The sequence below is a fragment of the Neisseria dumasiana genome (assembly GCF_022870885.1).
Lineage (GTDB): Bacteria > Pseudomonadota > Gammaproteobacteria > Burkholderiales > Neisseriaceae > Neisseria > Neisseria dumasiana.
Window position 1 is genome coordinate 1363601 of record NZ_CP091509.1, and the last position, 11374, is coordinate 1374974.

Below are 11374 nucleotides of genomic sequence, written 5' to 3' on the forward strand. Positions count from 1 at the left end.
GACGGCCTTAATAGCAAACAAACTTTATTTCTGCTACGGTGCTGCTGCACCTTATACGCATCTGCATCCGAAGGCGTACAAAAGTCCCAATCTTTTCATCTAATCCCAAAAAAGCTAAGAAAAAATTTAGCTGACTAAATAAAATCTCATCATTATAATAATAAAACACGATTTCATTTAACAAAATAAAAGCTATGGATTATCAAAAACTCAGCCGCAAGCTGGAAATCTTAGCCGATGCGGCCAAATACGACGTTTCCTGCTCGTCTAGCGGCGGCTCGCGCGGCAACAACGGTCAGGGGTTGGGCAATTCTTCCCGTGCGGGCATCTGCCACAGTTTCACCGAAGACGGCCGCTGCGTATCGCTGCTGAAAATCCTGCTGACCAACCACTGCATCTACGATTGCGCCTACTGTACCTCGCGCCGCAGCAACGACATCCCCCGGGCAGCGTTTACGGTGGATGAAGTGGTGGATTTAACCATGAGCTTTTACCGCCGCAACTACATCGAAGGGCTGTTTTTAAGCTCCGGCATTTTCAAAAACGCCGACTACACCATGGAACGTTTGGTACGCATTGCCAAAAAACTGCGCGAAGAACACCGCTTTCACGGCTACATCCACCTGAAAACCATTCCCAAAGCCTCGCCCGAAATCCTGCACGAGGCCGGGCTGTATGCCGACCGCCTCAGCGTCAACATGGAAATCCCCACCGTTTCCGGCCTGAAGCTGCTCGCCCCCGAAAAAAACCACAGCGACATGACTCAGCCGATGGCATTTGTGCGTAACGAAATCACGGCTTTTGCCGACAGCCGCAAAACCATCAAATCCACACCCAAGTTCGCCCCGGCCGGACAAAGCACGCAGTTCATTATCGGAGCGGCAGGCGAAACCGACCGCCAAATCATCCGTGCCGCCGGCGGTTTTTACCGCAATTACGGTCTCAAGCGCGTGTATTACTCAGGTTATGTGCCCGTATTGGAAGACAAACGCCTGCCACCCTTATCGGCACAAGTGCCGCTGCGGAGGGAAAACCGGCTCTATCAGGCCGATTGGCTGATGCGTTTTTACGGCTTTTCCGACCACGAAATCTTAGACGACCAACAACCTTTTCTCGACTTGGATTTCGACCCCAAACTCGCTTGGGCGCTGCGCCACCGAGAATGGTTTCCCGTACCGCTGCAACATGCCCCGCTGGAGGCCGTCCTGCGCGTACCCGGTATCGGCGTGAAGTCCGCCCGCAGAATCGTGCAGGCCCGCCGCTTCCGCATGATTACCATGGCCCAGCTACGCAAAATGGGTGTGGCCTTAAACCGTGCCCGCTATTTCATTACCCTGCCCGAACCCAACCGCTACGCCGACTTAATCGACAGCACGCAATTGCGCGGCTTATTGCTCCACAATACCCGTTCCAAATTCGAACGCAGCGATACCCAACAAGGCGAGCTGTTCGGTTAAGCCCGCCCGTCTCTTTCCGCTTGAAAACAGCACGGCTGTTTCAGCTTAAATACCGACATACGCACCGCAGCAAGTTAAATTTATCGGCGATACAAAGGCAAACACGATGCACACCACCTTATATTACGACGGCAGTTTCGACGGCCTGTTAAGCGCGGTATTCCGCGTTTATGCCGGCAAATATGCGCCCGATGCCGTACACATTACCCACAACACGCAAGACACCGATTTGTTCAGCCGCCAAGAAACCGTTGCCACCTCAAGCGAACACGCCCAACGCGTATTCAAACGGCTCGAACGGCAAATCGGCCGTAAAGGTATGATCAAATTGCTGTATGGCTTTTTAATCGCCCTGCCCGAAATGCCCGACACCTTCCTGCGCCTCGTCCGCCTGATATTGGCACGCCCTGCCCGCACAGACGTACTCAGCGATTACGGCCATTTCGACGTTATGCAATGGGCGCAATGGGTTAAAACCGTGGGTCACGAAAAACACCGCATGGAGGCATTTGTGCGTTTTGAAGAACTTTCAGACGGCCTCTATATCGCCCGCATAGAACCGCAATACGACGTATTGCCGCTGATTGTGCGCCACTTCCGCCAACGCTATCCCCAACAACCGTGGGCCATATTCGACGTGCAGCGCGGTTACGGCATTTTCAGCCGTTCAGACGGCCTCCACCCTATCAACCATTTGGAACACAACCGCATTCCGTCCGAACATGCCGCGCACGAGCGCGATTACCAACATCTCTGGCAGCGTTACTTCAACAGCAGCACCATCTTATCCCGGCGCAACCCGAACCTGCACCGCAGGCAAATGCCGCAACGCTACTGGAAATACCTAACCGAAAAACAGCCGATGCTCTGATTCAGACGGCCTCCCCTATTTTATTGGTCAATATGAATGATTTTTTAAACACGGCTCCAAGCAGTCAAAGCATAATCCGCTGTATCCGCAGAAGCTTTTATCCGCCGCCGCAAGCCTTTGCCTTCAAGGCCGTCTGAAACGCCGATGCCATTCTTGCAAAACCCTGTTTTCAGACGGCCTTTCTCTTTGCCAAACCCTCCCAAAACCGCTATCCTTTTCCCTTTTTTCAGCTTCAAAATCTTTGCTATGAACATCATTTCCACCCTTGCATCAGAATTAAACGCCACCGCCGCCCAAATCCAAGCCGCCGTCGAACTGCTTGACGACGGCGCCACCGTACCCTTTATCGCCCGCTACCGCAAAGAAGTTACCGGCGGGCTGGACGACACGCAACTGCGCCACCTTGCCGAGCGTCTGCAATACCTGCGCGAATTGGCCGAGCGCAAGCAAACCGTTTTAAAAAGCATTGAAGAACAAGGCAAACTCACGCCCGAGCTTCAGACGGCCATCGAAGCAGCCGACAACAAAACCGCCCTCGAAGACCTCTACCTGCCCTACAAACCCAAACGCCGCACCAAAGCCCAAATCGCCCGCGAAAACGGTTTGCAGCCTTTGGCCGACAGCTTATTACAGAGGCCGTCTGAACAGCCCGAAACCACCGCCGAAGCCTATCTGAACGAGCAAGTGCCCGACACCAAAGCCGCGCTCGACGGCGCGCGCGCCATTCTGATGGAACAGTTCGCCGAAGATGCCGAACTGCTCGGCAACTTGCGCGAAAAACTGTGGAACGAAGCCGAAATCCATGCCCAAGTGGTTGCCGGACAAGAAGAAAGCGGCGAAAAATTCAAAGACTATTTCGACCACCGCGAACCCGTCCGCAGCATGCCCAGCCACCGCGCGCTCGCCGTATTGCGCGGCCGCAACGAAGGCGTGCTGCAAGTCGCCCTCAAATACCAGCCCGACGAAACCCCGATCACCGAACAGAGCGAATACGAAAAAATTATCGCCAAACATTTCGGCATCGCCGATCAAGGACGCCCCGCCGACAAATGGTTGCGCGACACCGTACGCCTCACCTGGCGCGCCAAAATCTTCCTCTCGCTGGAGCTTGAAGCCTTAGGCCGTCTGAAAGAAGCCGCCGACACTGACGCGATTACCGTGTTCGCCCGCAACCTCAAAGACCTGCTGCTCGCCGCCCCCGCCGGCCGTCTGCCCACCCTCGGCCTCGACCCCGGCTATCGTACCGGCATCAAAACCGCCGTGGTGGACGACACCGGCAAACTGCTTGACACCGCCGTCGTCTATCTGCACCAAGAAAACAACGCCTTAGCCACCCTTGCCCGCCTGATCAAACAACACGGCGTGAAACTGATTGCCATCGGCAACGGCACCGCCAGCCGCGAAACCGACAAATTGGCCGGCGAATTGGTCAAAGGCCTGCCTGAAATGGGGCTGCACAAAATCGTCGTTTCCGAAGCCGGCGCATCCGTTTATTCCGCTTCGGAGTTGGCCGCCAAAGAATTTCCCGAGTTAGACGTTTCCCTGCGCGGAGCCGTCTCCATCGCCCGCCGCCTGCAAGACCCGCTGGCCGAATTGGTAAAAATCGACCCCAAATCCATCGGCGTCGGCCAATACCAGCACGATGTCAACCAAAGCCAACTCGCCAAATCACTGGATGCCGTAGTGGAAGACTGCGTGAACGCCGTCGGTGTGGACGTGAACACCGCCTCCGCCCCCCTGCTGGCACGCATTTCCGGCCTCAACAACACACTCGCACAAAACATCGTTGCCTACCGTGACGAAAACGGCGCATTCGACAGCCGCAAAAAACTCCTCAAAGTACCGCGCCTCGGCGAAAAAACCTACGAGCTGGCCGCCGGCTTCTTGCGCATCAACGGCGGCAAAGAACCGCTGGACGCATCCGCCGTCCACCCCGAAGCCTACCCCGTCGTCGCCAAAATGCTCGACGACCTGCACATCAAAGCCGCCGACCTCATCGGCAACCGCGAAAAAATCAAACAAATCAAGCCCGCCAGCTACACCACCGAGCAATTCGGCCTGCCCACCATCATGGACATCCTCGCCGAACTCGAAAAACCCGGCCGCGACCCGCGCGGCGAATTTCAAACGGCCACCTTTGCCGAAGGCATCAACGAAATCAGCGATTTACAAGTCGGCATGATTTTGGAAGGCGTAGTGAGCAACGTCGCCAACTTCGGCGCATTCGTCGACATCGGCGTCCACCAAGACGGCCTAGTCCACATCTCCGCCTTGTCGAATCGGTTCGTTCAAGACCCGCGCGAAGTCGTGAAAGCCGGCGACGTAGTCAAAGTAAAAGTGCTGGAAGTCGATGCCGCCCGCAAACGCATCGCCCTAACCATGCGCTTGGATGACGAAGCAGGCAACGCTTCGGTAAGAAGTGGCAGGCCGTCTGAAAACCGACGCAATGATAGCGGTAGAAACCAGCGTAACCAGCGCGAGCAGACACCGGCTAATTCGGCAATGGCGGATGCGTTTGCGAAGTTGAAGCGGTGAGATGATCGAAGTAAAACTTACCATTTCAAATTACATTGCAGTAATATTGAAATTATGAATATACAAAAATTTAGGGGCTGAAGTAGATTAGCCCTAAACACCACACCAAAGCCGCAAAGTTTTTAACTGCTGCTTTGGTGTCCCGAAGTTAAAACGAAACTCACATTCTTTCAAGAACAGAGGAAAAGATTTTCGGTCGATTCCGTTGTATTTGCGCAAGACACGTTTCGCCTGATTCCAAAAATTCTCAATGCCGTTGATATGGTTGTGTCGGTCGGCAAACTTTTTGCTGTGATTAATCCTGTGATGGTGAAAACCGCTGACATCCAACACGTCGTAACTGCTCAGGCAGTCCGTATAAACTACGCTATCAGGTGTAATTTTCCTTGTAATAACAGGAAATAAACTTTCCTTTCGGGCATTATTCACTACAACCGTATAAACCTTACCTCCACGTTTAAGGATACCGAAAACCACCACTTTACCTGCTGCTCCCCTACCGCGCTTTCCTTTACGCTTACCGCCGAAATAGCTCTCATCCAATTCTATAGCGCCCTCAAAAACCTGATCTGCTTCCAAAGCCAAATGACGGCTGATAACAAGACGGATTTTACGGTAGAAGAGAATAGCCGTATTGGGCTGAATACCCAAGATATCGGCAGCAGAACGTGCGGTTACTTCCAATACAAAATATTCAAGCAGTTTTCTTTGCAGACTCTTCTTTAACTTACAGTGGGTTATCTTCATTTTGGCAGCCTATCATGACTGCTAATCTACGTCAGCCCCAAAATTTATGTCAGAGTATATGGTTAATCAACATATTTTAGTATAAGGCAGCAAAACGCACACAGTGCAAGTACTGGGGTAAGGTGTGGCAATGCCATAGTAGAAATTAAGTTGATTCACTATATTTTTAGATTTAGTTATTTCTCAAATAAAAAACTAATCATATCGAAAAAAGCACCTGAATTTTCAAGTGCTTTTTTTGATAGCTAAATAATGTGAGAGAAAATCAGCTACCCATCAATTTCAAACGTTGACCCGGCGTCACTGTACGGGTATTGCGGTTCCAACGGCGGATATCATTAATATCCACATTGAAGCGGCTTGCAATGGTGTTCAAAGTATCACCTTTACGCACAGTATAAGAAACATTACGGACGGCATTACGTTGGGTTGATGCCGCAGTAACTTTCAGCACCTGGCCTTTACGAATGCTGTTGCCTTTGATGTTATTTACCGTGATCAAATCAGCAACGCTAAGATTGTAGCGTTGGGAAATATTAAATAACGTATCCCCTGCTTCTACGCGGTGAGTATTATTTGCCAGTTTCGCAGCGGCATTGGCACGAGCCAATCGGGTTTCAGTGCGTTGCTGTTGTTTGGCTCGGCTGGCAATAATTCGGTCGGTACGGGCTTTGGTAGCCGACTCCGCTTCAAATTGAGCCAAACTGTTTTTCACACTTTCGGCAGCATTTAAGCGTTGTTGTTCAGCATCATCAACTAAAGCAAGTAAAGGATCTTCCGCCTCTGAAGATGCTTGAGAACGGCTTGGCAAGGTGATGTTATTTTCGGCTACATCAACAGGTTCGTCCGAAGGAGCCGGTTTTTCAGGAGCAGGTGTGGCCGATGTTTGAGTAGGCAACGGCAAAGGCTCTGCTACGGCAACCTGAATAGCATCTGCTGGCATTGAATTTTCTGCAATAAGAGAAGCTGCAATTGAAATGGAAGCGGGAGATGCTGAAACTTCAGCAGTTTCTTTGACCGGCTCTGATTTAGCTGCCAAGATGGTAATCGGCGAAGGATTCGATTCTACTTGTTTACTGTCAGAAATACCGTTAATTTGCTGAACGGTCACTACATTAGTTTCGTAGCGTTCGGGAAGTTGAATGTTTGTGGCTTGCGCAACCTGTACGATTTCAGAAGTATGAACCTCTTTTTTGCTTGGTTGGGTTAATGCAGCAATATTGATGGCTGAATCAATAGAGGCTTCGCCTGTAAACTTGCGGTCGGTTGAGTCATTATCCCAAGCAAGCTGAATATCATTTCTAATGCTTCGATAGTTCTTCTCGAAAGTAGAAGTAGCATGAGCCGGTAAAAGAAGTTTACGGTTTTCTTTGGGGACAAATACAGAGCCATTAAACGCCGGGTTCAAAGCTAAGAATTCACTCTCGCTGATGTTGGCCATTTTGGCGATTGAATTTGTGTCAAGCGGCTTGTCCAGTGCAACTGCTTTAAAGTAAGGTTTATTTTCAATTTCACTCAACCCCATACCAAAGGCTTGGGGATTATTGACAATATTTCTTACAGCCAGCAATTTGGGAACATAATTGCGAGTTTCGGCAGGCATGCGCAGATTTTCATAAACCGGGTTCAAGCCTTGCGCACGGGCGCGCTTGATAGCACGGCTTACATTGCCTTCACCCCAGTTATATGCGGCTAAAGCGAGCGACCAGTCACCAAACATGCCGTGGAGATATTGAAGATAATTTAATGCTGCATTGGTAGCGGCATAAACGTCATGACGTCCATCGTATTGAGAGGTTCTCTCCAAACCGAAATGACGGCCGGTTGCCGGCATAAATTGCCATAAGCCCGAAGCACCTACGTGGGATTTGGCTTTGGTTACGAATGCGCTTTCAATAAAGGGAAGCAAAGCGATTTCCGCAGGCATATTGCGTTTTTTAACTTCATTGGCAATATGATACATATAAGGTTTGCTGCGGTTGATGGTGCGGTCGAAATAAGCTCGACCTGCAGAAAATTTGCTTTCATGGCGGCGAACCAATTCAGAATTAACTTCGGTCATGCGGAAATCTTTACGCATGACATTCCATAAGCTGCCTGAAGAAATATTTTTTTGCTCTTGGTCGAGTAGTGATGAGTTCAAACGCATCATCGCCATACCTGTTTGAGTAGAAGGTGCCGCATGAGTATAAGCAGCACCTGAAACTGCCGATACGCCGGTTACGGCTAAGGCTATTGATTTCAGTTTCGCCATAGTCTCAAATAATTCTAAATGGTTAATTTATAATGGGGGAGATGTTAATATTTTGAAAGAATACAGTCAAGAAGATATTGTAAAATATTTGAAACAATTTATATATTTACATGATAAATCATATTGGTCGGGAATATTTTTGCAGGTATATTCAAAACTTATTTTTTGACTGTTTGGCAAGAGGTGCTGCAGATGGAATATGAGAAATTATTACACTGGTTCACAAATACTGAAATGGGAATTTATACATCGTCCTTAGAACGACGTTTCTTCGAGCACACCTCGAGCTCTGCTTTTTTAGGTAAATCCGTTCAATTCGGAATGGAAGAATGGTTGATGCCGTCTGAAAAATGCATATGCGTAGGTAGAGATATTCACATGAATTCGATGGCATGGCCTTGGGAACGGGGATCTTTAGATTTAATAATCATGCCTCATACATTAGATAACAGTTTATCGACACCGTATATCCTTGCAGAAGCTTTTCGCGCTTTATCTCCGGAAGGACAGTTGGTTTTGACCGGTTTCAATCCCTATTCCTTATGGCGTTTCCGTAATTGGTTTAATGGTCAATATTTGCCGGAAGCATACTATTGCCATGCTCTTCCTGATTTGAAAAACCAACTTTCTAAAGCCGGATTTCAAATAGAACAGGGGCGATTTATGGTATACCTGCCTCCGGTGAAAACAAAGAATGCCATCAAATTATTCCATTTTATGGAAAACGCCGGAAACAGATGGTGGCCTCATGCGGCAGCCGTATATGGTTTAGTAGCACGAAAACGTATAGCCAATATACGGATTTCGGGAGAATGGACTACAACCGAAGAAAACGACATGGAGATTGTTCTCGGCACCGCAAAAGTTGAGCCTTAGTTTGGAATCGGCAATTGGTAATTGCCATCTTAACTAATCGCGGTACACCGCCCTACAAGTCAGCATGGATACCCAAAGTGTAATTAATTGTGAATTTCAGTAATAAAAAATATAAATTTTAAAAAATATTTACATTTTGTAAAAATTATTGTTATAATAACCACAGAAACAACATGTGACAAAGGCATTTACAATTATAAAAATGAAAGGTGTTTTATGATGGATTCTATACTCACTTTTTCTTTTGTTATCTTCTGTGCATTATTGTTGATCGTTATCAATCGGAAATTATTAAAAGGGAAAAAACAATATATTCATGCTTTCGCCAATATCCATGACCAGCTCAAATGCCGCCATGACATTATTCCAAACTTGGTAGATGCTTCAAAAATTTATCTGAAAAGGGATGAAGCTGCATTATCTGCAGTATCCTCTGCCAGATTGCGCGCGCAAGCGGTTTTATCGGCGGCATCTGCCAATCTTGATGAAAGTTCGGTTTCTTCTTTAGGGGCGGTTGAAACTGAATTAAATGAGGCTTTATCCAATTTACAATCTGCCATTCAAACTTATCCCGAATTAAAAAAAAGACAAGTTGATATCGGATTTAATTGATATTTTAGACTGCACAGAAAATCGTGTAGCTTACGCCAAACACAATTACAATAACTCTGCACGTTCATATAATGCGATGCGGCAATCATTTCCGGCCAATATTTTTGCAAGCCTTCTCGGACATAGCAGGAATGCCGCTTTATTGACTTTCGATGAGCATGCTGCAGTACGCATCACATCAAGAATTTTGCTGTGATTTATGAAGCTCCATCGTCTATAAATCAATAAAAAAGCATCTTCCCTTCTCTCTATGTGAAAAACTACTGGAGAATCCCCTACACATTCTAAATATCATAGGATGTGTAGGGGATTCTTCAGTGGTTTTGAAGTTATACAATGGTTCGATACTTCCATCGGGCTTTGCACAAAAGCAAAAACGACAACGAATGCAGTTAAGTTGATTGATGCTATATTATGTTAGAATGAATGGCTTGAAACCAAGCAAAAATCTTTGTTTTGCTTGGTTAAATGTATATTTTCAGACGGAAACCTTTGCCCTATCTGGGGCGTATTTCTGCGTTGCGCGCTGCCCGCCCGCTTGTCTATTGTGTGAGCTTGTCTATTGTGTGATATGTCTGCGCCGGCTGTGCTGCTACTTTTTGGATCGCATCCGCATTTAGGATTTTGCAAAGATTTCAAACTTTATTATTTTTTAATTATTACAAATGATTATCATGAGTGCTATAAAAGAGTATGTCCGCAATACCGCAACATCTGCAAAACAGGCTTTCTACGAGCTGGCCGGCGCATCTACCGCACAAAAAAATTCTGCTTTGCTGCGTTTGGCAGAATTACTCAAACAGCATCAAGAAACCATCATTGCCGCTAATATTCAAGATATGCAGCAAGCCGAAGCCAAAGGTTTGGATTTTGCTTTGCTTGACCGTTTGAAACTAAGCGGCCAAACAATAGACGGCATGTGTGAAGGGTTGCTCCAGATTGCCGCTTTACCTGATCCCGTTGGAGAAATGGACGAATTCCGTATCCGCCCCAACGGCCTGCAAATCGGTAAAATGCGGGTGCCTTTGGGAGTGATAGGCATCATTTATGAATCCCGGCCAAATGTAACCGTAGATGCTGCTGCCTTGTGTTTAAAATCGGGTAATGCCTGTGTGTTGCGTGGAGGCAGTGAGGCATTTAACAGCAATATGGCCATTGCAAAATTGATTTCGCAAGCATTGGCGGAAAACGGTTTACCTACTGCCGCCGTATGTTTTATTGAAAATACCGACAGAGAGAGTGTAGGCGCCATGTTGCAGGCTCCCGACTTGATTGATGTGATTATCCCCCGGGGCGGTAAATCTTTGGTTGCGCGTATCAGTGCCGAGGCCAGAGTGCCTGTAATCAAACATCTCGACGGCATTTGCCATGTATATATTGACCAAGCTGCGGATACGCAAAAGGCCGTAGATATCGCTTTTAACGCCAAAACTTCGCGTTACGGCACTTGCAATACGATGGAAACATTGTTGATACACCAAGCGCGTGCGGTAGAAATCTTGCCGCTGCTGGCCGAAAAATATGCCGAAAAAGGTGTAGAGCTTCGCGGCTGCCAGCGGACTTTGAATATACTGAACAATATCAAAACCGCCACGGCAGAAGATTGGGACACCGAATATCTTGCGCCTGTGTTGTCGGTAAAAGTTGTAGATAATATTGCGGAGGCCGTTCAGCACATCAACCTGCACGGCAGCCATCATACCGACAGTATCGTTACAGAATCTTATACCGATGCACAATGGTTCTTGAGAATGGTGGACAGTGCCAGTGTGATGGTAAACGCCAGCACCCGGTTTGCCGACGGCTTTGAATATGGCTTGGGTGCGGAAATAGGCATTTCTACCGATAAAATCCATGTGCGTGGGCCGGTTGGATTACATGGCCTTACCGGGCAGAAATGGGTAGTGCTTGGTAATGGTCAAGTACGTCATTAGAAGGCATTTGTATAATCGCTTCCTAATTTAGATGAGCTTTGAATTTATTAGGTATTCTCTTGCATAAGTACGTCATTGAATAATCAGA

At 47.9% G+C, this 11374-nt stretch carries 9 protein-coding genes; 7 read left to right on the plus strand and 2 right to left on the minus strand.

Translation table 11 applies throughout. The annotated features are described in order from the left end of the window. The first annotated feature begins 194 nt into the window (after positions 1–194). From LVJ88_RS06220 to LVJ88_RS06230, 3 genes are all read left to right on the plus strand, one after another. Positions 195–1457 carry a putative DNA modification/repair radical SAM protein gene (locus LVJ88_RS06220; protein ID WP_085418850.1) on the plus strand — a complete coding sequence of 421 codons (1263 nt, stop codon included), beginning with the start codon at positions 195–197 and terminating at the stop codon, positions 1455–1457. Positions 1458–1563: 106 nt separating this feature from the next. Next, positions 1564–2328: a TIGR03915 family putative DNA repair protein gene (locus LVJ88_RS06225; protein ID WP_054600124.1), complete on the plus strand. Its 765-nt coding sequence runs from the start codon at positions 1564–1566 to the stop codon at positions 2326–2328. A 246-nt stretch (positions 2329–2574) separates the two neighbouring features. Beyond that, complete coding sequence (locus tag LVJ88_RS06230; protein ID WP_085418848.1) at positions 2575–4863, plus strand: Tex family protein; 2289 nt, start codon at positions 2575–2577, stop codon at positions 4861–4863. Positions 4864–4956: 93 nt separating this feature from the next. Here LVJ88_RS06230 and LVJ88_RS06235 read toward each other — a convergent pair whose 3' ends face one another. Beyond that, positions 4957–5610 (minus strand): IS1595 family transposase, encoded by a 654-nt coding sequence (locus tag LVJ88_RS06235; RefSeq protein ID WP_244694126.1) that lies wholly within the window; start codon positions 5608–5610, stop codon positions 4957–4959. A 265-nt stretch (positions 5611–5875) separates the two neighbouring features. Then, positions 5876–7864 carry a transglycosylase SLT domain-containing protein gene (locus tag LVJ88_RS06240; RefSeq protein ID WP_085359074.1) on the minus strand — a complete coding sequence of 663 codons (1989 nt, stop codon included), beginning with the start codon at positions 7862–7864 and terminating at the stop codon, positions 5876–5878. Positions 7865–8056: 192 nt separating this feature from the next. Here LVJ88_RS06240 and LVJ88_RS06245 point away from each other — a divergent pair, with 192 nt between their 5' ends. From LVJ88_RS06245 to LVJ88_RS06255, 4 genes are all read left to right on the plus strand, one after another. Then, on the plus strand, positions 8057–8740 hold the full coding sequence (locus LVJ88_RS06245; RefSeq protein WP_143773679.1) for a class I SAM-dependent methyltransferase: 684 nt from the start codon (positions 8057–8059) through the stop codon (positions 8738–8740). A gap of 216 nt (positions 8741–8956) precedes the next feature. After that, positions 8957–9352, plus strand: a complete 396-nt coding sequence (locus tag LVJ88_RS06250; RefSeq protein WP_085418833.1) for a LemA family protein — start codon at positions 8957–8959, stop codon at positions 9350–9352. Beyond that, positions 9333–9548 carry a LemA family protein gene (locus tag LVJ88_RS12640; RefSeq protein WP_085418834.1) on the plus strand — a complete coding sequence of 72 codons (216 nt, stop codon included), beginning with the start codon at positions 9333–9335 and terminating at the stop codon, positions 9546–9548. Before LVJ88_RS06250 ends, LVJ88_RS12640 begins: the two co-directional genes overlap by 20 nt. 478 nt (positions 9549–10026) lie before the next feature. Continuing rightward, positions 10027–11286, plus strand: a complete 1260-nt coding sequence (locus tag LVJ88_RS06255; RefSeq protein WP_085418845.1) for a glutamate-5-semialdehyde dehydrogenase — start codon at positions 10027–10029, stop codon at positions 11284–11286. Positions 11287–11374 lie beyond the last annotated feature (88 nt).